This is a genomic window from Vibrio breoganii (assembly GCF_001677275.1).
GTDB classification, from domain to species: Bacteria; Pseudomonadota; Gammaproteobacteria; order Enterobacterales; family Vibrionaceae; genus Vibrio; species Vibrio breoganii.
Map to the genome: position 1 here is coordinate 1,379,322 of NZ_CP016177.1, position 20,827 is coordinate 1,400,148.

The 20,827-nt window shown below is 44.2% G+C and carries 21 protein-coding genes; 4 read left to right on the forward strand and 17 right to left on the reverse strand.

All coding sequences use genetic code 11. From position 1 onward, the window contains the following. Nucleotides 1-21: 21 nt before the first annotated feature. The 11 genes from ttcA to ccoN all read right to left on the reverse strand — a co-directional run bounded on the left by ttcA (nucleotide 22) and on the right by ccoN (nucleotide 10,056). On the reverse strand, nucleotides 22-948 hold the full coding sequence (ttcA, locus tag A6E01_RS06515; RefSeq protein WP_017030645.1) for a tRNA 2-thiocytidine(32) synthetase TtcA: 927 nt from the start codon (nucleotides 946-948) through the stop codon (nucleotides 22-24). 139 nt (nucleotides 949-1,087) lie between these two features. Next, nucleotides 1,088-2,035, reverse strand: coding sequence for a universal stress protein UspE (uspE, locus tag A6E01_RS06520; protein ID WP_065209869.1), 948 nt, complete (start codon nucleotides 2,033-2,035; stop codon nucleotides 1,088-1,090). Between the two features lie 170 nt (nucleotides 2,036-2,205). After that, a complete protein-coding gene (locus A6E01_RS06525) occupies nucleotides 2,206-2,955 on the reverse strand; it encodes an FNR family transcription factor (protein ID WP_017028966.1) in 750 nt (249 codons plus the stop codon). Between the two features lie 111 nt (nucleotides 2,956-3,066). Continuing rightward, nucleotides 3,067-3,726, reverse strand: a complete 660-nt coding sequence (locus tag A6E01_RS06530; protein ID WP_065209870.1) for a sulfite exporter TauE/SafE family protein — start codon at nucleotides 3,724-3,726, stop codon at nucleotides 3,067-3,069. Further along, nucleotides 3,723-3,896 carry a cbb3-type cytochrome oxidase assembly protein CcoS gene (gene ccoS / locus A6E01_RS21520; RefSeq protein WP_082961347.1) on the reverse strand — a complete coding sequence of 58 codons (174 nt, stop codon included), beginning with the start codon at nucleotides 3,894-3,896 and terminating at the stop codon, nucleotides 3,723-3,725. Before ccoS ends, A6E01_RS06530 begins: the two co-directional genes overlap by 4 nt. Beyond that, a complete protein-coding gene (locus A6E01_RS06535) occupies nucleotides 3,817-6,258 on the reverse strand; it encodes a heavy metal translocating P-type ATPase (protein ID WP_065209871.1) in 2,442 nt (813 codons plus the stop codon). Before A6E01_RS06535 ends, ccoS begins: the two co-directional genes overlap by 80 nt. 5 nt (nucleotides 6,259-6,263) lie before the next feature. After that, entirely contained in the window at nucleotides 6,264-6,743 is a 480-nt protein-coding gene (locus A6E01_RS06540) for a FixH family protein (protein ID WP_017028969.1), read from the reverse strand. 84 nt (nucleotides 6,744-6,827) lie between these two features. After that, entirely contained in the window at nucleotides 6,828-7,805 is a 978-nt protein-coding gene (ccoP, locus tag A6E01_RS06545; protein WP_065209872.1) for a cytochrome-c oxidase, cbb3-type subunit III, read from the reverse strand. Next, nucleotides 7,805-7,978, reverse strand: a complete 174-nt coding sequence (locus A6E01_RS06550; RefSeq protein WP_017028971.1) for a cbb3-type cytochrome oxidase subunit 3 — start codon at nucleotides 7,976-7,978, stop codon at nucleotides 7,805-7,807. The genes ccoP and A6E01_RS06550 overlap by 1 nt, the downstream gene beginning before the upstream one ends. 9 nt (nucleotides 7,979-7,987) lie before the next feature. After that, the gene (gene ccoO, locus A6E01_RS06555) at nucleotides 7,988-8,608 is read right to left on the reverse strand and encodes a cytochrome-c oxidase, cbb3-type subunit II (protein WP_017028972.1); all 621 of its coding nucleotides are present in this window, start codon (nucleotides 8,606-8,608) and stop codon (nucleotides 7,988-7,990) included. An 11-nt stretch (nucleotides 8,609-8,619) separates the two neighbouring features. Then, a complete protein-coding gene (gene ccoN, locus A6E01_RS06560) occupies nucleotides 8,620-10,056 on the reverse strand; it encodes a cytochrome-c oxidase, cbb3-type subunit I (RefSeq protein WP_156744615.1) in 1,437 nt (478 codons plus the stop codon). A 250-nt stretch (nucleotides 10,057-10,306) separates the two neighbouring features. Here ccoN and A6E01_RS06565 point away from each other — a divergent pair, with 250 nt between their 5' ends. Continuing rightward, nucleotides 10,307-10,675: a hypothetical protein gene (locus A6E01_RS06565; RefSeq protein ID WP_065209874.1), complete on the forward strand. Its 369-nt coding sequence runs from the start codon at nucleotides 10,307-10,309 to the stop codon at nucleotides 10,673-10,675. Nucleotides 10,676-10,690: 15 nt separating this feature from the next. On the opposite strand, the gene A6E01_RS06570 is transcribed toward A6E01_RS06565, so the two are convergent. Continuing rightward, nucleotides 10,691-11,872, reverse strand: a complete 1,182-nt coding sequence (locus A6E01_RS06570) for an MFS transporter (RefSeq protein WP_017028975.1) — start codon at nucleotides 11,870-11,872, stop codon at nucleotides 10,691-10,693. Between the two features lie 408 nt (nucleotides 11,873-12,280). Between A6E01_RS06570 and A6E01_RS06575 the strand changes: the two genes are divergently transcribed. Beyond that, nucleotides 12,281-13,264 carry a heparin lyase I family protein gene (locus A6E01_RS06575; protein WP_065209875.1) on the forward strand — a complete coding sequence of 328 codons (984 nt, stop codon included), beginning with the start codon at nucleotides 12,281-12,283 and terminating at the stop codon, nucleotides 13,262-13,264. A gap of 260 nt (nucleotides 13,265-13,524) precedes the next feature. Here A6E01_RS06575 and A6E01_RS06580 read toward each other — a convergent pair whose 3' ends face one another. The 3 genes from A6E01_RS06580 to matP all read right to left on the reverse strand — a co-directional run bounded on the left by A6E01_RS06580 (nucleotide 13,525) and on the right by matP (nucleotide 15,811). Next, nucleotides 13,525-14,751 (reverse strand): hypothetical protein, encoded by a 1,227-nt coding sequence (locus tag A6E01_RS06580; RefSeq protein WP_065209876.1) that lies wholly within the window; start codon nucleotides 14,749-14,751, stop codon nucleotides 13,525-13,527. 285 nt (nucleotides 14,752-15,036) lie between these two features. Next, nucleotides 15,037-15,336 carry a DUF3634 family protein gene (locus A6E01_RS06585; protein WP_017030636.1) on the reverse strand — a complete coding sequence of 100 codons (300 nt, stop codon included), beginning with the start codon at nucleotides 15,334-15,336 and terminating at the stop codon, nucleotides 15,037-15,039. Nucleotides 15,337-15,361: 25 nt separating this feature from the next. Next, nucleotides 15,362-15,811 carry a macrodomain Ter protein MatP gene (matP, locus tag A6E01_RS06590; protein ID WP_017028978.1) on the reverse strand — a complete coding sequence of 150 codons (450 nt, stop codon included), beginning with the start codon at nucleotides 15,809-15,811 and terminating at the stop codon, nucleotides 15,362-15,364. A gap of 223 nt (nucleotides 15,812-16,034) precedes the next feature. On the opposite strand from matP, the gene A6E01_RS06595 reads away from it, so the two are divergent. Together A6E01_RS06595 and fabA are read left to right on the forward strand one after the other, a co-directional pair. Then, on the forward strand, nucleotides 16,035-17,678 hold the full coding sequence (locus tag A6E01_RS06595; RefSeq protein WP_017028979.1) for a S16 family serine protease: 1,644 nt from the start codon (nucleotides 16,035-16,037) through the stop codon (nucleotides 17,676-17,678). Nucleotides 17,679-17,745: 67 nt separating this feature from the next. Continuing rightward, a complete protein-coding gene (fabA, locus tag A6E01_RS06600; protein WP_017028980.1) occupies nucleotides 17,746-18,276 on the forward strand; it encodes a bifunctional 3-hydroxydecanoyl-ACP dehydratase/trans-2-decenoyl-ACP isomerase in 531 nt (176 codons plus the stop codon). Between the two features lie 195 nt (nucleotides 18,277-18,471). Here the strand turns inward: fabA and rmf are convergent, their stop codons facing one another. Next, nucleotides 18,472-18,645: a ribosome modulation factor gene (gene rmf / locus A6E01_RS06605; protein WP_026012689.1), complete on the reverse strand. Its 174-nt coding sequence runs from the start codon at nucleotides 18,643-18,645 to the stop codon at nucleotides 18,472-18,474. Between the two features lie 236 nt (nucleotides 18,646-18,881). After that, on the reverse strand, nucleotides 18,882-20,822 hold the full coding sequence (locus A6E01_RS06610) for a DUF3466 family protein (RefSeq protein ID WP_082961348.1): 1,941 nt from the start codon (nucleotides 20,820-20,822) through the stop codon (nucleotides 18,882-18,884). Nucleotides 20,823-20,827: the final 5 nt, after the last annotated feature.

Consider the following 20,827-nt stretch of genomic DNA (forward strand, 5'->3'; position numbering starts at 1 on the left):
GGCCTTTTTTATTTATCTGAATTAAACGTTAGTTACGTCTAACTGAAGTTTAGGGTCAAACTCTACTGGTTCAACTGCTGCAGTTTCTACAGGTATTTCTTCTTTATCAAAACCAATATCACCGCCATTGATCACGCCAGAATCTTGATCGACCGATTTAAAATCGAATAAATCAAAATCGGCTAGGTGGCTAGGTACTACGTTTTGCATAGCACGGAACATGGTTTCTATACGGCCTGGGAACTGCTTGTCCCAACCGTTTAGCATCTGCTTGATGTTTTGACGCTGCAAGTTTGGCTGCGAACCACAAAGGTTACATGGAATGATAGGGTATTCGCGCATATCGGCAAACTTGATGATGTCTTTTTCACGGCAGTAAGCCAGTGGACGGATCACAACGTGTTCGCCGTTGTCTGAAACCAACTTTGGTGGCATAGCTTTCATTCTACCGCCATGAAACATGTTCAAGAACAGTGTTTCTATGATGTCATCGCGGTGATGGCCAAGGGCAATCTTGGTTGCGCCAAGCTCTTTGGCTGTACGATATAAGATACCGCGACGCAGACGTGAGCAAAGAGAGCAGGTCGTTTTGCCCTCAGGGATCTTGTCCTGAACGATAGAGTAGGTGTCTTCTTCTACAATCTTGTATTCAACACCAAGGGTCTCTAGATATTCTGGAAGAATATGGTCAGGGAATCCTGGTTGCTTTTGGTCGAGGTTAACTGCAATCAAGGAGAAATCGATTGGAGCACTCTTCTTAAGACTCATCAAGATCTCAAGCATAGTAAAGCTATCCTTCCCGCCAGATAGACAAACCATAATGCGATCGCCTTCTTCAATCATGTTGAAGTCTCTGATTGCGTTGCCTGTGTCACGACGAAGACGCTTTTGCAACTTGTTAAAGTTGTATTGTTGGGCCTTGGTGCGCTCTTGAACTTGTTCGCTCATTTAACTATCCGGATCTTGATTAAAAAGAGAGTGCGTATGATACGGATATTCTAGGCAGTTTCCAGTGAAAAAACAGCGAACATAAAAAAGCGGTGTTGCCACCGCTTTAACTATGAACTTGATTGATCACTTATTGAAACTAACTGCCATGTGGATCCAATGGGCTTACATAACCGCTAGGTTTGAGAGCCAATACGTCACAATTTATTTCATCAATGATGTTTTCCGCTGTGTTACCTAGGAATACTGCGGACAAGCCTGTCCGGCCAGAGGTGCCAAGGACGACTAATCCAGCGCCAAGGTCTTTCACCGCTTTAGGTATAACGTCTTGAGGTAAGCCTTGCTCAACAATGGTTTGCTCCTCAGCAATGCCATACTCTTGTCGAAGGGCTTTCATGCTTTTTAGGTGGTGACCGCGAACAGAGTCTGTGTAGATGGTTGGATCAAACTCAGGTAATTCGACGGTGATGTTTGGAGGAGTGATAGGGTAAGAGTTGACTAAGTGCAGCTCTGCATCAAGACGATCTGAGAGATCGAGTGCCTGTTCAACCATCCTATGGTTGAGCTCAAGGTGAGCCTCATTCTCTGAACCAACGTGAACGGATACCACTACATGACCTTTTTCTGGCCAATCATGGTTTTTAACCAGCAATACAGCACAAGGGCATTTACGTAGTAGGTGCCAGTCTGTTGGGGTAAACAGTACAGATTCGAGGAGATCGTGTTGGCGTGTCGTTTTAACTACAAGCTCGTAGTCTTTGGCAAAGACTTCACTGATGATGGCTTCATAAGGTCTGTTGTGCCAAACCACCTTAATATCGAGCTCAATGTGGTCATCATCTCTATAGGGTTCTGCGACTTCTTTCATCCACTGTTCACGTTGATGGATAACACCAGCGCGCATCGCATTTCGTTCATCAGGGGAGAGCATAGATGTCATTTCATACGAAAAGTCATATATTGCGAGGAAAAAAGTAATCCGACTTGGTGACTTACTTTTCTTTCCGATTTGCATGGCTCGAGCCAAGGCTGGCTGCTGCTCTGCGTCGATATTGGCAACAACCAGAATGTTGTTGTATATACTCATAGACCACCCGTTTCATTCTATTAACGATAAGTACAATATAACTCTACTGTGAAGAAAAGTGTTAGATTGCAATCTAAGATTAGACGAAAAAAGAGTGACTTATTAGTGATTTAGAAGAAATAAATGAGGAATTTGAAGTGACTCAGCTAAGAGTCACTTCTGGGAGTAGGTTAGCTACGGCTAGCGCCTGCCAATTTTGCGAGAGCATCGTGGTCGTTGATCGTGATGTACTTACCTTTAACAGCAAGAATATCTGATTTTTGGAAGCGACCTAATAGACGACTGATAGTCTCGACCGTTAAACCAAGGTAGTTACCGATATCACCACGGGTCATGGTCAATCTGAATTCTCTTGGGCTGAAGCCACGCTGAGAAAAACGCTCAGATAGGTTATACAGGAAGGCCGCTAAGCGCTCTTCTGCATTCTTCTTAGAGAGAAGCAAAATCATATCCTGATCGCCTTTGATTTCACTACTCATCAAACGCATGATTTGTTGGCGCAGTTTTGGCATTTTGCCTGACAAATCATCAAGGATTTCATAAGGGATCTCACACACCATCGACGTTTCCAAAGCTTGTGCAAAGCTTGGGTGTGATTGGGTGTTGATCGCATCGAAACCAACCAAATCGCCGGCTAGGTGAAACGCGGTAATCTGCTCGTCGCCTTGTTCAGTGATGGTATAGCTTTTAATTGTGCCTGAACGAATGGCATACAAGGATTTCAACTCGTCACCAGCCTTGAAAAGCTCTTGGCTTTTCTGAATCGGCTTCTTGCGTTCAATGATCTGATCGAGCTGATCAAGCTCTGCATCATTCAGCGTAAATGGAATGCAAAGCTGTGAAATACTGCAATCTTGGCAATGAATAGCACAACCACCGGACTGTATACGCTTTGTTGCTGGTTTCTCAATATTAATCATATTTATTAGATTTACATATAATTGATTTACGTCAATATATTAGCACTTTCAACCCTAAATGGGTAGTCATATAAACGTTCGTTATATCAGAAAGTTAACTAATGCATTTGCCTAATTAACTAACAATAATATTGAGTACATTGCGTATGCTATCATCAAACTTCCAATTATGCGGCGAATGATAGGAGATCGAAAAAACTGAGAATATTTAGCTGAACCTGCGCCAATGAGAATCATAGCGGGTAGGGTACCTAATCCAAAGCATCCCATAATTAGTAGGCCATTAGTTGCACTGCCAGAGACCGCAGCCCAACTCAACATCGAGTAGACCATTCCACAAGGAATCCAGCCCCACACTATACCGACAGGATAGGCATACCAAGGAGAGCGCAAAGGAATCATTTTAGCCGCGATAGGCGATAGAAACTTCCATAAGTACTGTCCCATTTTTTCTATCTTTAATAGCCCATTCCACCATTGTGCCAAATACAAGCCCAATAATAGAATCATCACAGCGGCAATGGCGCGCAACACGGTTAAAAAGTGGGTGGAATCGAAGACACTGACACTGCTAGCGACGGTACCACCAACCAGTGCGCCAATAACAAGATACGAGGATATGCGCCCAAAGTTATACAGTAGAGTGATTTGGAACGAACTTTGGCGTCCATTTAACGCTACAGCGCTGGCTATTCCTCCGCACATTCCCATGCAGTGACCGGCGCCAGCTAGTCCAATAAGAAAGGCACCTAACCAATCAATATTGCTCATTTCTCTTTCTTACTCTCGTCAGACGGAATGTCATCTTCTTCGAACAGGATATTATGTCCTTGGCGATCAAGATCTTCAAACTGCTCCGACTTAACTGCCCATAGAAATACGGCCACCGCTACGGCGACCAGTACGATTGCTATGGGAATCAGAATGTATAGACTTTCCATGTTTATTTAGTAATCTCAGTGAGTTAGTAACTACGATGATGGAGCTTGCTGACATGCCCACCACGGCAATATAAGGCGCGACCAATCCGCAAACCGCGAGTGGCAGAATAAGTAGATTGTATCCAAGCGACCAGGCAAGGTTTTCTCTAATTATCTTGCGAGTTTTAAGGGCAAGGGTGCGAGCCTCGATCAATTTATCTAACTTATCTCCCAAAAGTACCATATCCGCTGAGGATTTGGCGACATCAGTTCCGCCGCCCATTGCCACAGAAAGATGGGCACCAGCAAGGGTCGGGGCATCATTGATACCATCACCGATCATGAGTGATACATCTTTCTTAGGCAGGCCATTGAAGTAATTGAGCTTGCCCTCAGGGCTTACGCCAGCTTTCAGCTCGTCAATACCTAACTGTTTGGCGACAGGTGCTGCATTCAGTTCGTTGTCACCGGTAAGTAAGGTTGTGCGAATGCCTAAGTCTTTAAGGGACTGAATGAAGCCTTGGCTGCTTTCTCTGATTGGGTCGCTGTAAGTAAAGGTTGCTGCCAGTTCATCATTGATAGACAGATAAACCGTATGCGGTGTGTTTGCTATTGTGCTGTCACAAGCAAACGTGTAACTGCCTATCTTACAATCAAGGTTATTCACTGTGCCCGTTAGACCTGAGCCAATGTGGTTTTCTACCGCTTCAGCCGTTATCGAATCATCAATGTGTGGCCTAAACGCTACTGCAATTGGGTGATTGGCGTGGGCTTCAAGGGCTGATGCAATCGCTAGGACTTGTGATTCTTGCCATTGTCCAAAGGTCGTCACACTAGAGAGCGACACTTTTCCTTCGGTGAGTGTGCCGGTTTTGTCAACGATAACGTGATTGATCTTACAGAGCGTTTCGATGGCATGCGACTTTCGTAATAATATGCCAAGGTCGCCCATTCTTGAGGTTGAACAAGTAATGGCGGTGGGCGTTGCTAGTGAAAGGGCGCAAGGGCATGTTGCCACCAATACAGCCAGCATGATCCAAAATGCGTCTTCAGGTTGGTTTTGTTGCCAGTAGAAGTAGGTGCAGGCAGAAATAATTAAGATAGCGGCGACGAAATAACGGGCCACGATATCGGCAATTTCTGCGATCTTTGGCTTGGTTGCCTGTGCTTCATCCTGAAGCCTAACAATATTGGCAATCATGCTCTCTTGTTTGCGACAGGCGACTTCTAAGGTAAAGGTTTGTTCACCGTTGATAGTACCGGCGTACACTGTTTCACCAGTACTTTTCTTCACGTGTAAAGACTCACCAGTCAGCATCGATTCATCAACGAAGACGGCTTTATCCAGTACATAACCATCGGCGGGAACGTGCTCGCCGGCCAGCACTCGCACACGGTCTCCTATGCTTAGGGTTTTTACTGGCACCTGGTTGCCGTCTTCTAGTGTCGCCATCGCAGGGACAAGCTTTAGTAAGTTGGCACTGGCCGCAGCTGCCTTGCGACGCGCCCGCATCTCAAGAAATCTTCCAAGTAATAAGAAGAAGGTAAACATTGAGATGGATTCAAAAAACACTTCGCCACTTTGTGTAAAGGTAGCGATTAAACTTGCGAAGTACGCAAAAATTAAGGCGATAGAAACGGGGACGTCCATGCCGAGCGTTCTGGCTTTTAGGCTTCGCCACGCATTCATGTAAAAGGGCAGAGCAGAATACAGCAGAACGGGAGTTGCGAAAATTAGACTGACAATTCGGAAATAGTGTTTAAATTCAGGCTCTAAGTTACCAAACACCTCTAGATACAAAGCCACGGCCAGCATCATGACCTGCATGGTTGCCAGTCCCGCAATACCGAGTTTGTACAGGTATTGCTTCATCGCTCGATAATAGGTTTCTTCTTGTTTGTCGGCTTCGAAAGGAGCTGCTTTGTATCCTAGTTTATGGATGGCACTCAGTAATTCACTCAGTTTGGTTTGTGTTTTATCCCAAGACAATAGGGCTCTGTGAGTAGCGGTATTGACGTGAATACGAACCACACCCTTGTGTGCATTCATTTTCTTTTCAATCAGCCAAGCACAGGCTGCGCAAGACACTCCATCTAGTGACAATGTCACTTCAGAAGTGTTTTCGTCGTTGCGCACAAATTCTGATTGCACTTGCTCGTTATCGTAATGGATCAACGATTGCAACTGTTCAGGAACGAGATCGACTCGCTCTGCTTTCTCTGTACGGTACTGATAGTAAGAGCTTAAACCACTATCTACGATAGTCTGTGCCACTGATTCACAACCAGGGCAACACATCTCTCTCGATTCTTTTAGAATCGTGACGCGATAGTTCGTGTTCTCTGGTACATCTTCACCGCAGTGATAACACGATTTTTCCATAATAATCAGTTCATTAATGGTGCTGGAGTGGAACTAGGGAAGGTCATTCGACCTTGAATTAGCCATTGCTTGTCATGAGGTCGCAGTTCAATAAACCATGGGCCTTGTAGAGGCTCTTCTAGGTGAATCTTATACGTGCCAGAAGGATTGGCGGTAGCAAGATAGTCAAAGTCTCTGTCAGGCAGTGTACGGTGTGAAAACTCTATATTGAGAGCTGGGAAGTTACTGAGCTCACCTTTGTTTAGCTCAATGACGATATCACTCTCATTAGAGTATACCATTGCCGAAAGGTTGAGATCTTGAGCCACACTGACCTTAGACAGGTCTATGTTGATGCCTTTGCCTTTTTTATAGTAATCCTCTGAAACCAGCGAAACGGTATGTTGAGATAGGATGTAAACGCGAAATAGTGTGCCGAATACGGTGGTTAAGATCAAAAGAAGTATGAACCAAGCCCAAAAATGCTTATACCAAGGCTTTACCATAAAAAAGTTCTCTAATTGAAAAATGAAAGGATGATTGTAAAGAAAAGTCAGCCCCTATGGGTAGGGGCTGTTATTGAGTTGTTACTATTTATCTTGGTTGCTTAGGCTCCACACGTAAGCTGAGACAAGTTGTACCTTCTCTTCGCCTAGGATGTCTTTCCAAGCAGGCATAACGCCCATACGACCGTTAGTCACCGTTTCGGTAACTGCCGCTCTTGAGTCGCCATACAGCCAATTGTTATCAGTTAGATCAGGCGCGCCAACTGCAGGGTTACCTTTACCATCTGTACCATGACATGCTGCACACACTATAAAGCGCGATTTACCTGCAGCTGCTTCACGAGCATTTACCTTACGGCCTGATAGTGAAAGGGTGTAACTAACGACTTCTTTAACGCCGTCTTCTCCTAACACATCAATCCAAGCTGGCATCTCGCCAATTCGACCGTCCATGACCGTGGTAACGATTGCTTCAGGCTCGCCGCCATACAGCCATGCGTTATCCGTTAGGTTAGGGAAGCCAAGCTGACCACGGGCATCAGAACCGTGACACTGAGAACAGTTCTGTAGGAACAAACGTTGACCTACTTTTACTGCTTCTTCGTTGGCTGCGATTTCAGGGATAGGGCGCAAGCCACTACCGTCGTCTGTCATCGCAAGCTTACTGAATGCTTCACCAAAGTAGGCATCAGCATCTTCCAACTCTTTTGCGTATTGAACCAATTGCTTGTTCTCTTGAGAACGAGCGATAGAGGCTCGAGATTCTTCAATGCTAGTTACCGTTTGGTCAGAACTCTGCCAGCCTAGTAGGCCTTTGTAGTTACCAAGACCTGGGTAAAGCGCAAGGTAGACAATCGCGAAGATGAAAGTGGAAATAAACAAGTAAGTCCACCACTTAGGCAAATCATTGTTGAGCTCACGAATACCATCGTATTCATGGCCCATGTCATCACCTGGATCAACACCCATTTTGTCCTTTACACACCAGCGAAGGATGATAGCAACACCTACCAAGGTCCCTACGGTGATGAAGGTAATCCAAAGACTCCAAAATGTAGTCATTATTTAGTCTCTCCTTGCTGGTCTTTCTTCGGGCTTTGTTCGTCCGCAAATATAAGATTTGCGTCCTCTTCGAAGCGAGCCTTGCGGTTTTTACCGAAAGCCCACCACACAACGCCGCCAAAGCAGACAAATAGTAGAATTGTCCAGATGCTGTGAATAACACTGATATCCATATTCACTCCTTACTTCATCGCATGGCCGAGAGACTGAAGATAAGCAATCAGAGCGTCCATCTCTGTTTTGCCCGCTACGTCTTGAGACGCAGAAGCCACTTGCTCGTCAGTATATGGTACGCCAAAGTTGTTCTTGAAGATCTCTAATTTCTTCTGCGTCAATTTGCCGTCCAATACATTTTCTTCTAACCAAGGGAAGCCAGGCATGTTTGATTCAGGCACAAGCTCACGTGGATTGATCAAGTGAACACGATGCCATTCATCAGAGTAGCGACCGCCTACACGAGCTAAATCAGGACCAGTACGCTTAGAACCCCAAAGGAAAGGGTGCTCCCAAACGCTTTCACCAGCAACAGAGTAGTGACCGTAACGCTCTGTTTCAGAACGGAACGGACGAATCATTTGGCTATGACATACGTTACATCCTTCGCGGATGTACACATCACGACCTTCCATTTCTAGTGCAGAGTACACGCGCAGGTTCTGTACAGGCTCAGTGGTTTGCTTTTGGAAAATCAACGGAGTGATCTCTACCAATGCCCCCAAGCTGATTGCGAATACAATCAGAATTGCCAGTAGTCCAACGTTTTTCTCAACTAGCTCGTGGCGATTTTTTGGATTATTAGCCATATCAAAATCTCCTATTGTGCCGGTTGAGGAACAGCTTTAAGACTGTCCTTTGGTGCAGCGATGGTCTTGTAGGTGTTGTACGCCATTAGGAACATACCTGCTAAGAAGATAGCGCCGCCGATGAAGCGAACCGTGTAGTACGGGTAAGACGCTTGCACAGATTCAACGAAGCTATAGGTTAGAGTGCCGTCTGGGTTAACACTGCGCCACATCAGGCCTTGCATTACGCCAGAGATCCACATCGCAACGATGTAAAGTACGGTACCCACAGTCGCAAGCCAGAAGTGAACATTGATCAGGCCTACTGAGTACATACGCTCTTGACCGAACAACTTAGGTACTAGGTGATATACCGAACCAATAGAAACCATTGCTACCCAACCTAACGCACCAGAGTGTACGTGACCGATAGTCCAGTCGGTGTAGTGAGACAATGCGTTAACCGTTTTAATAGACATCATTGGTCCTTCAAAGGTAGACATACCGTAGAAAGACAATGAAACGATTAGGAATCGCAAGATTGGGTCATAGCGCAGTTTATGCCAAGCACCAGACAGCGTCATAATACCGTTGATCATGCCACCCCAAGATGGAGCAAACAGAACAAGGGACATCACCATGCCTAGAGACTGAGTCCAGTCTGGCAGTGCTGTGTAGTGAAGGTGGTGCGGACCAGCCCAAATGTATAGAGACACTAGAGCCCAAAAGTGAACGATAGAAAGACGGTAAGAATAAACAGGTCGTTCAGCTTGCTTAGGTACGAAGTAGTACATCATACCCAGGAAACCAGCAGTCAAAAGGAAACCAACAGCGTTGTGCCCGTACCACCACTGAATCATGGCATCGACAGCACCGGAGTACATCGAGTATGACTTCATTGGGGAGACAGGAATTGCCATGCTGTTTACGATGTGCAACACCGCAACAGTAAGGATAAAGGCTCCGAAGAACCAGTTGGCGACGTAAATATGCGATGTCTTACGCTTAACCATGGTTCCGAAGAACACGATTGCATAAGCTACCCAAACGATAGCGATGGCGATATCGATTGGCCACTCTAGTTCTGCGTACTCCTTGCCGGATGTAAATCCTAAAGGCAATGAAATAGCAGCGGCTAAAATAATCGCTTGCCAACCCCAGAAGGTGAATGCCACTAATGGACCACCAAATAGGCGCGCTTGACAGGTGCGCTGAACCACATAATAAGATGTGGCAAAAAGGGCGCTTGTACCAAACGCAAAAATAACCGCATTCGTATGAAGCGGTCGTAGACGAGAGTAGGTTAACCACGGCGTATCAAAGTTAAGCTGTGGCCAAACCAACTGAGCGGCAATCAAAACACCCACACCCATGCCGACAATACCCCAAAGAATGGTTACCAGGGTAAATTGACGAACAACGGTGTAGTTGTAGTTTTGTTCAAGCTGCTTTTCTTGGCTCATTTGCATGCTTCCAATTTATTATTAACTACACTTTTCCAACACAACGCCAACAAGTTGACGCAACGACAAATACCAACAAAATCCGAGGAAAATGAGTCAAAAACGCTCGACTTCCTAAAATCCATTTTAAAGATGGTATTAACAGCATGAATTATACGGAATTAACATTTGAATGACAGAGACTTAACTATAGGAATGAATAGAGTTTTCCTATTTAATGTAAAAAGTTTGAAGTTTGTTACAAAGGAGTCATTTAATGGCCGCAGAAAAATTGACCAAAGGGCGTTTAATTCAAATTATTGTGACATTTGCTGTGCTTATCGCTGCGTTCACTTGGCGAACAATTGAACATAGTGATAACAAATCAATAAATGAAACGAGTTGTATAGTGGTGGATTCGTGCCGTTTTGAGTTTAACAGCAACGACTATCAGCTAGAAGTGGACCCTGAAAACTCCGCGTTTCGAGTGACTAGAGTGTCAAAAGCAGAAAACGATGACTTCGTAGAATATCAGGGAGGAAGTCATCATATTTCAGAGTTTATAAGTCTTGAGAACAGCAGTGAGTTTACTTTTAGTGTGAGAAACAACGAGCAAATATTGCAGGTAAATGTTAACGACAAGTGATATCTAGCACGTAGGTTATGTCGTTAGATGGATCTTCACATCTCTAGCACTTAATGCACCAAACAAAGCACAAAATCCACCTACAATTGCGATTACGAACAATGACGCAGTCCAGTTCCCTGTGGCTTGATGTAAGTACCCAAGAAGAGGTGGTCCTATCGTTGCAAAGCCATAACCGAAGCTCTGAGACATCGCGGATAAAGCCGCTGCTTGAGAGGCGTTGTTACTTCTAAGTCCAACAAACGATAGGCCGATGACAAAGGTCGAGCAGTTGCAAAACCCAAACATCAAGGTCCAAAAGATGGCGAAGTCTGGTAACCAAATTAGCCCTAGAGTCGCCGCTACAGTGCCTGTTGCTGTCAATAAGAATAAGGCTTGCGTGCTCTTAAGCCTTGATAGAAAGGGAATTAATACAAGGCCTGGCCATATGGTCGCGAACTGTAACAAACCGTAGATGTAACCGGCTTCTGTTTCGGTCATGCCTTGGTCCAGCAAGATTTTTGGTAGCCAACTAGCGAACGAGTAGAAAGTAAATGAATTTAAACCTAGCGCGAGTGTAACTTGCCATGCAATACCGCTGGAAAGCAGCTGTTTAATGCTGACTCCCTTGTGTTGAGCGTTATGATTTTCTGTTTCTTTCGAACGAAACCAGAAGACCAACGCCAGCGTCACGAAAAACAGATTAAACAAGAGTGCAAACTGCCACCCTGATAGGGGCGTTACCGTTAGATGAGATAACGGTACCATAGAGGCAGAAGAGAGAGTAGAACCAATCCCCATAGTGAAGGTATATAAGGATGTCATCACCGCTATACGAGTAGGGAAATTCATCTTAACGGCTACAGGCAACAGAACATTGCCGATAGCGATACCCGCTCCAATAAACACTGTGCCCACATATAAGGTTGCAACACTACCAACAGAGCGTAGACACACCCCTAAAAATATGGAGAACAGGGCTAGGCAGACACTCTTCTTTAAGCCAAAACGAGTAAGAACGGTTAAGGCGAGTGGAGATATTAAGGCAAAAGAGAGTAGTGGTAACGAAGAAAGCATGCCCAAAATAGTGGAGCTTAGATGAAGCTCAACCATAATCTGGTCAAGTAAAGGCGCCAGACTGGTAAAGGGACCGCGTAAATTGGCCGCTAGCAATAATATGCCACCTAGCGCTAGGTAGTGGTTGCGTGTAAGAGACACAGGTATTCCCGTTGTGAAGAGCAAGTGAGAGATTATAAAGGAGTAATGATTTCTTGTAGAGCGTTGATTTGTAGTAATTTATAACCTTCGAAAACCATGTATATTTTCGTTATTTATATAACTTGACGCACTATAACTAAAGTGTTGCTGTTGGTTTAATTATCATTCGATATCTCGTTTAAAATATGAGGACTAAAGGTTCTAGCAAGATGCTAAATAGAATGGGGCTGGGGACTTTCTAACTGATGGATAGCATAAACGATTGACACATTTAGACATAGATCGACTTTCAAATATGGCGAAGCGTGCAAAATGTAACGCATGTAACAATCTGTAAATATGATAAGACAAGTTCATTGCTAGCGATGTTATTTTTAGCGCCTATTTAAAATTCTAGAAAGTGCCTTTATGTTAAGAACTATTGTTGCTAGTACCATTGTATTGGTCTTAGCGGGTTGCGGAGGAAGCAGTGCCAACTCTCCAGCATCAAGTAACCCTGATCAACCAATAAACACTCCAATCGATGAAACAGGTCAATATAGGGTAATTAGCTCTACAGAGCTTAACTCAGACGGCCCTGAAAGCATGGAAACCTACGACTTGATCGAGAGCATCTTGGGGCGAGGTGCTATTGAAGCCCCAGATCTCTATTCAAACAACGACCCCGATGGCGGTAGACACATCGTTGAAGAATACGACGAGGTCATTGGCAATCATTTTAAGTTCATCATGCACTTCGAAGATGGAGACCGTGATAAAGGGCGTGTGGACCGTCAAAGAAACGAGATCAAGGCATATGATAAATCTCCAGATAAATTAAAGGGTTACCTAGGTAAGACCTTTGAATACAGCTGGAAATTTAAAATTGGTGATGACCTTAAGGTAACCAAGCAATTTACGCATCTATTTCAGCTAAAGGCCGTAGCCGAAAAGAATAGTGAGGACTTTGTTATTACGAGCAGTCCGATTCTCACACTGACTGCTAACGTTCGCAGCAATCAAAGTGGCCTTGAAGTAAGACATGTCCATTACAACAACGACCGTACAGGTACAGTCAACAACACGCTTGTTCATACCACAAAGATGGATGACGTAGATTGGAATCGTGATATCGCAGGACAATGGATAGAAGCCTTTGTACGAGTGAATTACAGCGAATCTGGTAGCCTGTACATGACGCTAACGTCATTGGGTGAAACCAAGCCAATGATAGAAATCACCGAGAACAACATAGAAACGTGGCGCTCAGGACTAAATGGACGCGACGGAAACTTTGTAAGACCTAAATGGGGCATTTATCGTTCGCTTAAATCTGAGGAGCTATTAAACCAAGATCAGGATGAGGTTTACTTTGCAGACTTTAAGATAAGAGAAGTGAAAGCTGTCGAGTAAGTTGCGTAGCGAAAATACAAAGCCGCTAATTCAAAGCCAAGTGTGCGCGGTGTTGATGATGTTACTCGCCGTCGTGATGTGATTGCTGACCTGTTTCAAGAGATCCTAAGTGCCGGTGAGCTTGAAGAGCATGGGCGAGGCTACAAGCTTTCTTAAAGGCATAAACAGATTCAGTTAGATTCAGTGCGTAAGACTCCATTAGGGATTAAATTAGAAGAGCGGAGAGCTTAGCTCACCGCTCTTTTGTTTAGTGTCATAGCTCACTTCGAAATAGGCATGTTTGACGAGTTCCAGAAATGCTCGGTACTGCCTTTGTTTAAATCTGATGTTAGGACATCATCGATCCGCTTTAGCTCATTCAGTGTTTCTTGAATTGGATCATCAAGATAGTCTAGTCCGTACATACTTTTTACTAAGAGTTTCTTAAATTCCGCTTCTTTCAGGGTTCCTTTAAGACCCGCAGTGCTAGTCTTGTCTTCAACATATTGCTTAGATGTCTCAAATACTTTCGTTAAGTCACCTGACAATGACCTGACTTCGTCTCTAAAGAAAGCCACATCTCCAATAGGTACGTTAATTTCCACGTCGTGATTATCGCTCATGGCACTGACCAAAATATGGACCCGCAAAGCAGCAAGGTATGTTCCAATGCCGGGCACTAGTTGAGGCAGAATCCACATGGCCATTTCTGGGTGGCGCATCATGTGTTTTAGCGAGAAAAGTAGTGTCCCTTCACCTAATAGGTCTGTGGATTGGTGAATAAACCGCTCTATATCTTCTTCAACATGCTGACTTAACCTTGCTGTTGGTTGGTCTGGGTTCTTGAGTATACTTTCCACCTTATGAGCTAATCGCAAAAAGCTGGAAGTAGCTAGAGTAAATGCGGTGGCAGCTTTTTCTGCATCCTGCATATCCAGTTCACGTTTAATTACTCTAGCAACAATGCTCTCGATTTCAGTTGCATCTGGCGGGGGTGGGACTGAACTATTTCCACTAATGGACATTAAAAGTAAAGAACCAATGCCAAGGATAATTCCAGCTGGAAGTGCACCAATCGGCCCTAAAGCGGCAATGCCAGTGGCCAGTGACACAACAATCGTATAGCCCACATCAATCCCTTTTTGTATATCCTCTGCTTCTGGATTTCTTATGTTCAATGCAGCATATCTCGATTGATAAGGGGCAATAACTCGCGACCACTCAATGATACGTGCTCCAGAGTGACTAGTAATAATTAGTAAGGCTGAATCTGGATAATCGACAATCTCATTCCATGGGCCATACCCCAAGGTATTATTCCAACCATAGCGGGTGTCTGCAATGTTCTCATCCGCATAAATAATACGCGCCTCTATTCCATTGTAACCGTAGTGGTAATCATCCGTAGTATTGTTGAGGATATAAGTTTTCCGAGCGAAAAAGCCACGATCTCGCCATTTATATATACAGACCGCTATGGTTCCTCCAGTGCAGTTCATGATGCGCATTGTTTTGATATCCCTTATTAACTTAACGCAATTAAGTGTAGTTGCTTATTTTTGAACGACACGACTGAACCTAGAGGCGTACCTTAACAGTGTTTGTCTTGGTGGGTTTATGCATATCAGTTCACCGGTTCTGAGCCGTGTTCTACAGGTGGAAGAAATGAGATGGGGGATTGCCAATATAAGGAGTTTGAATAATCCATCACTTAGGTAATTTAACATAATATACATAATGCGCACTATATCTAAGAGTTAGAAATAGTGGTTATACAGCTTTAAACCCAAACCCTAGCGCTTATGAGCGTGACTTTTTGCACCTGGCAACGCGCTACGTAAAATGTGGCGTGTTTTGTTAGGCACACCCTTTGAAAATTTAACTCTGTACTGTTCTCTAGACTTGTACACCTTCATCGTACCGTTGAATGGATTTTTACGAGCGATGTCTTTGCACTTGTGAAGAAATGATTTATCAACTTGACCTATGTGTGAACTGACTTCACCTTCTTTAAACGTCAGTTTCATTTTCGGCTTATCGTAAAGCACGATCGCAAATATAAGCGCTGCAGCGATCAAAATGACATATAACATGAATGCCTCCTACATCGAGTGCGAATTAGTCTGATAAAAGTTTGCTGAGGTCTTCTTTGAGTAAGTTGACCTTTTCGTTGGCTTTTTCACTGCGCTGAGCTTCACTAAGTAGATACTCAATGGCGTCAGACAAGGTGCAACCCAACTCATTGGCTCTATGAGAGAGTTTTTCCCAAACGCGATAATCCAAATCTATGGATTTCTTTCGTGTGTGCACTTGTTCTGCGTTGAAATGACGCTTTCTCTTGGCCCGAATGGCTTGTTTGAGCTTGTTATCTAACTCAAGAGACATGTGATTCTCAATCCATTCCAACACTTGAACCGGTTCGTGTTCGATAGCGCGAAGGAGTTCTACTGCTGCAGCGTCTGCGCTGCTGTCTAGATGGCGAGTAACTTTCTCACCTTCTTTCCATTTTTTTACTAGATAGTTCCACTTCCAACCACATTCAAGGTTCTCAAGTTGTTGATATTTCATGATTGTTAATCTAAGTCCATTTAAAATTCAAGACGTACAGTGACAGCGTAACCCTAGTCACTCAATTTGACAATGCAAAGACCTTGCATATTTGTTGTAAAGCACAATTTGATGTAACTAAGTCTAAAATAAACGCTCCGAAATGCATCAAGTACACTATTTTTCGGGTTATCTGTTAATAGCTTAGGTATACTAAGTAGATAGTATATTTTAGTAAGTTTTTATGAAATCGATAGATTGGCAACTCGCAACTCCACAACACGATCAAGTAATAGACTCTAGTCTATCTCTGTTTCAATACCAAGAAGCCCCTTTTGTCTCATTACAGCCTCGATTAAACGCAAGTCTAAAGCGTTTTGTTGCGTTAGCAGATGATGCGCCTTTGTTGGCTATCAACGGCTCTGATACCGTGTCAGTAAAGAAAGATGTTGCCTCTATCCTTTCTCAGTTAACACAAAAGAGTGTCCATCACACAGAATCTATTGTCGCTGAAGAATTATTAGGAAGTTACATTGTCACTGACTCTGGTGATGTTCAATCATCTGTGGGTCTGTTTGAGAAACACAGTAACGGCTACCTAATTATTTCAGCTAATGCAGTGTTATCACAACCGACTACCTTGTTGGCTATTCGCGCATTATTGGCTGGTGAAGACGTCGCAAGAGTGGCGGCAAGCAAGAATGGGTTTTCACCTAAGCAGAGATTTAAAAGCGCAGTGAAGCTCATCATTGTAGGTGATCGCAATCAGTTGGCTGATTTAGATTATCTAGACCCTGCTTTCTCCTCTTCGCACACCATGTTTACTGAAGTAGAAATGGACGTTCGCGTCGATACGACTACCGCACCACTCTATTTAGGCTACATTGCGAGCCTAGTTCGAGAGGCTGGCTTACCCGACATGTCTAGTGATGCCATACACAGCTTCTTGACGGCTGGCGCCCGCGTATGTGAAGAGCAACACTTTGCTCCACTATCCGCCTCTTGGATTCGAGCATTGCTGCGCGAAGCTGCGCTAGAATCTAACGCAGAGACGATCGAAGCCAAGCACATAGATGCTGCACTTGAAGCGCGCTACTACCGAGAGTCTTATCTTCCAAATAGAGCACTTGACGACATTCTTGATGGTCAGGTTTTAATCCAAACCCAAGGCAATGAAGTTGGCCAGGTTAATGGCTTAACGGTGATTGATATCCCAGGGCATCCTGTTTCCTATGGAGAGCCAGCACGTATTTCTTGTGTTATTCACTTTGGTGATGGTGACGTCTCCGACGTTGAGCGCAAGGCAGAGCTGGGTGGCAACCTACATGCTAAAGGCATGATGATTATGCAGGCCTTCCTGAGTAGTGCTCTTAATCTTGATGAACCTTTACCTTACTCTGCTTCTATTGTATTTGAGCAATCATACAGTGAGGTAGATGGCGATAGTGCTTCTTTAGCGGAACTTTGTGCCTTTGTGAGTGCCTTATCTGGTTATGAAATCAAACAAAACATTGCGGTAACCGGCGCTGTTGACCAGTTTGGTCGAGTTCAAGCGGTTGGCGGACTCAATGAAAAAATTGAAGGCTTCTTCTATGTTTGTGCCCATCAAGGGTTAACAGGCGACCAAGGTGTTATTCTGCCGAAGTCGAACCTAAGACACCTTTCATTGCACAAAGATGTTGTCGACGCGATTAAGCAAGGCAAGTTCCATATTTGGAGCGTAGAGGATGTAAACCAAGCTTTACCTATCATCACAGGACAAGCATTTAGTGGCGAGAGTGATGATACTATCTTAAATAAAATCGCCGAGCGCATCGACCGACTCAATCAGCACGATATCAGCGAAAGTTTACTTAATCGCTTAAAAAGAGTGCTGTTTAGGGACTGATCGGAGTTGTAAGTACTATACTGCATCACATAAGATGCAGGTTCAAAAAATCTGGAGACTCAATACAATGCAACAAAAACCTTGCGATATCGCAAACTCATATGATCGTGACGACCTACTAGCATCAAGCCGTGGTGAGCTATTTGGCCCTCAAGGTCCTCAATTACCAGCTCCTAACATGCTGATGATGGACCGAGTGACTAAAATGTCACAAACCGAAGGTGAGTTTGGCAAAGGTCTTATTACTGCAGAACTAGATATTACTCCAGACCTTTGGTTTTTCGATTGTCACTTCCCTGGTGACCCTGTAATGCCTGGCTGTCTTGGTCTAGACGCTATGTGGCAACTAGTTGGTTTCTTCCTTGGCTGGATCGGTGGCGAAGGTAAAGGTCGTGCACTTGGTGTAGGCGAAGTTAAATTCACAGGTCAGATTCTTCCTACTGCGAAGAAGGTAACCTACGAAATCAACATGAAGCGCGTAGTTAACCGTAAACTGGTTATGGGCATGGCTGATGGCCGCGTGCTAGTAGACGGCAAAGAAATCTACGTTGCTAAAGATCTTAAAGTGGGTCTTTTCCAAGATACGTCTAAGTTCTAAGACAGTTTCAAATCTTTTCTTCTAAAGCCATGACCCAGTGTCATGGCTTTTTTATTGCGCTCTTCTCTGTTGTTCTATTAGATATTGTTTCGTAGTGAGTTGGTATAATTTCTATATTTTTTGTTTAAAGCTTTTTAGTTATAGTGCGTTAGTGTCATAAAAACAAGACCCCGTATGGGGTCTGTTTGGATGAGGTTATTTATATAGACCGGATTCCATGTCACCTTTCGCGTCTCTCCAACCGCCCAACCATTGTGATTTGGCATCGGTTTGCTGGTATGGGCAAGTATCGCTTGAGCGACCATTAAGCCCCGCTTTGTAACCTTGGGACTGTGCTCTCTCAAGACGGTCGCGTTTTTGTCTCTTCATAGTTAAATCCTCTAACCTTTCGATAAACAAACTAAAGGCGCGATAAGTTTCTTTGTTCGTGGGTAATGGATATGTCAGTCTGTGCTGAAGCATCTACGTTCAAAGAATCTCAAAGCACCCATATAAGATTCGTCTATAAATTGAGTTTTCTCAAGGTGAAAAAAAGGACAACGCACAATTTGTGATGTTGTCCTTCGTTAACTATGCAGTTAAATGTCTGTTAGGCGGTCAAATAATTACTTGTTTAATCTTCTGCGAAGACCTATCAGACCAAGTAAACCAAGCATCCAAGGAGCCATGCTGCCCCCCTGGCGTTCAACGGCTTGTTGTTCAACACTACGTGGAGTAATCGTTGCTGTTGCGTCCGATGCATTAAGATCAACCGTAGGTACTAACTTAACAGCGACAACCGCTTCAGTACCTGTACCACCGCCACAGTAGGCGTTATGGCCAGTATTATCATAACCGCCAGCACAGTACAGAGCTGTAGCTGCAATTTCGCCTTTATCATTAATGTCTGACGCAGCAATAATGCGGAACTGGTTATTGTTTCCAGAGGCATCATCGTCATTGGTTAGGTCATCAAGCCACCAAGCACGATTTTGGAACAGAGCACGGCGAGTGTCATGAGTGCCTACATCGAAGTCGTATGGGTCGATGAAACCACGGTGTCTACGCTGCTTACCGTTGTACTCACGTGCAGTTTCAGCATCGATGATACCAACGATCTCATTGTAGTTATTCACCGCTTTAGCTTCGCCACCAGAGCCAGTGAAGAAGATAGACTCCCCTGTTTCAGACAAATACGTTGCAGAAGGTGTCTCTTCAGATGCATCAGCTACAAAGATTCGATTTGCAGCTGCACCATTTTCTGGATAGAAGCCACTACGCTTTGATTCACCGATGACCATTAAGTTGTTGTTAATGTCGGTTGCTCGAGTATTGGCGTAAATGTAATCGCCATCGTCTTCGACTATCGCTCTTGAAATAAACTTAAACGTCCACTGATCATCTTGCGTAAGATCCAAACTATCATTTGGGTAGAATAGAGCCGCCTGCATAAGCAAGTTGTTATCATCTCGTAAAGTGTTATAACCAACAAGGACTGGCTTACCCTCGTAAGCAGTTGGATCTGCAACGCTACCATCTTCGTTTGGAATCAGTGTGCTATCAGGCACTACTGCACCACGTACACTCGACATATAGGATTTTTGGTCACGTGTTGCACCAGTATCAGAGGTACTCCATGGTGCTACAGATACACCTGTTGTACCATCACTACTCCAAACGAATCCTTTGGTAGAAAAAGCGAAGTTCTGACAGTAATCTTCAGCTGCAGGATCGGCAATAGACTGTCCATTACTAAAGCATTTACCGACATCACGACCGTTGTAGTCTTTATCGCTATCACCGTAATCAAATGGTGCGACAGATGCACTACCAACAATATAAGTTGCGCCCTCATAACTAAACGAGTCAAACGCCATAGTGCGACCCATTTGAGTGACGATGTCACTTACAGCTACATCATTAAAAGTAGTAGCCGGAGGCAAGATGGTCGTGCCTACAAACCCACGTTCTCGGTAAGCAAGGCCGTAATTGCCAAAGTCATAGTAACCACTACTTGTGGTGCCCATCACTTCGCCATCAACACTGAACTTATTAACAATAACGTTGTTAGAACCAACTACATATGTTCCATTTCCAGGCCTATATGGTTCTGCATCATTAGCACTTGGTTCTGTTTCAAATAATCGTTGCCCCGTACCATCAAAACCATTGGCATTGGCCACATAGTTCTTATCGTAATACGCTTCGCGTTCACGTTTCAAACCACCCGCATCGTTAATACCAAGCCATTCGCGAGTAGCCCAGTTTTCACAACTGTTGTAACCAAGTTGGCGGTAACAGTAGCTTTCTATATCGTCAAAATCTTGGTAGATAAAATTGTTATCAAGACCAAATGGGGCTTCATCGCGAAACGGTAAACCGTCTGTACCATTTCGGGTATCACCGGCCACATTGCCTGTTTCGTCAATGGCACTACCATAAGATTCAAGGGCAAGGTTTGCGGGTACGGTGACCAACTCTACGTTGTAAAGATTGGCACTTGCACTATAAGACGCCATAACCAAAGTGGCTACGGCTGAAAGTTTAAAGATACGACTGCAATTCAAAATAT

What these genes read in the sequence shown, in the direction of transcription:
- A6E01_RS06540 (WP_017028969.1), bottom strand. Translation starts at nt 6,743, where the DNA reads ATGGTAAAGCCTTGGTATAAGCATTTTTGGGCTTGGTTCATACTTCTT.
- ccoO (WP_017028972.1), bottom strand. Translation starts at nt 8,608, where the DNA reads ATGGCTAATAATCCAAAAAATCGCCACGAGCTAGTTGAGAAAAACGTT.
- A6E01_RS06525 (WP_017028966.1), bottom strand. Translation starts at nt 2,955, where the DNA reads ATGATTAATATTGAGAAACCAGCAACAAAGCGTATACAGTCCGGTGGT.
- A6E01_RS06580 (WP_065209876.1), bottom strand. Translation starts at nt 14,751, where the DNA reads ATGCGCATCATGAACTGCACTGGAGGAACCATAGCGGTCTGTATATAT.
- ccoN (WP_156744615.1), bottom strand. Translation starts at nt 10,056, where the DNA reads ATGCAAATGAGCCAAGAAAAGCAGCTTGAACAAAACTACAACTACACC.
- fabA (WP_017028980.1), top strand. Translation starts at nt 17,746, where the DNA reads ATGCAACAAAAACCTTGCGATATCGCAAACTCATATGATCGTGACGAC.
- ccoS (WP_082961347.1), bottom strand. Translation starts at nt 3,896, where the DNA reads ATGGAAAGTCTATACATTCTGATTCCCATAGCAATCGTACTGGTCGCC.
- ccoP (WP_065209872.1), bottom strand. Translation starts at nt 7,805, where the DNA reads ATGACTACATTTTGGAGTCTTTGGATTACCTTCATCACCGTAGGGACC.
- rmf (WP_026012689.1), bottom strand. Translation starts at nt 18,645, where the DNA reads ATGAAGAGACAAAAACGCGACCGTCTTGAGAGAGCACAGTCCCAAGGT.
- A6E01_RS06530 (WP_065209870.1), bottom strand. Translation starts at nt 3,726, where the DNA reads ATGAGCAATATTGATTGGTTAGGTGCCTTTCTTATTGGACTAGCTGGC.
- A6E01_RS06565 (WP_065209874.1), top strand. Translation starts at nt 10,307, where the DNA reads ATGGCCGCAGAAAAATTGACCAAAGGGCGTTTAATTCAAATTATTGTG.
- uspE (WP_065209869.1), bottom strand. Translation starts at nt 2,035, where the DNA reads ATGAGTATATACAACAACATTCTGGTTGTTGCCAATATCGACGCAGAG.
- A6E01_RS06535 (WP_065209871.1), bottom strand. Translation starts at nt 6,258, where the DNA reads ATGGAAAAATCGTGTTATCACTGCGGTGAAGATGTACCAGAGAACACG.
- A6E01_RS06585 (WP_017030636.1), bottom strand. Translation starts at nt 15,336, where the DNA reads ATGTTATATGTCATTTTGATCGCTGCAGCGCTTATATTTGCGATCGTG.
- A6E01_RS06575 (WP_065209875.1), top strand. Translation starts at nt 12,281, where the DNA reads ATGTTAAGAACTATTGTTGCTAGTACCATTGTATTGGTCTTAGCGGGT.
- matP (WP_017028978.1), bottom strand. Translation starts at nt 15,811, where the DNA reads ATGAAATATCAACAACTTGAGAACCTTGAATGTGGTTGGAAGTGGAAC.
- A6E01_RS06550 (WP_017028971.1), bottom strand. Translation starts at nt 7,978, where the DNA reads ATGGATATCAGTGTTATTCACAGCATCTGGACAATTCTACTATTTGTC.
- ttcA (WP_017030645.1), bottom strand. Translation starts at nt 948, where the DNA reads ATGAGCGAACAAGTTCAAGAGCGCACCAAGGCCCAACAATACAACTTT.
- A6E01_RS06595 (WP_017028979.1), top strand. Translation starts at nt 16,035, where the DNA reads ATGAAATCGATAGATTGGCAACTCGCAACTCCACAACACGATCAAGTA.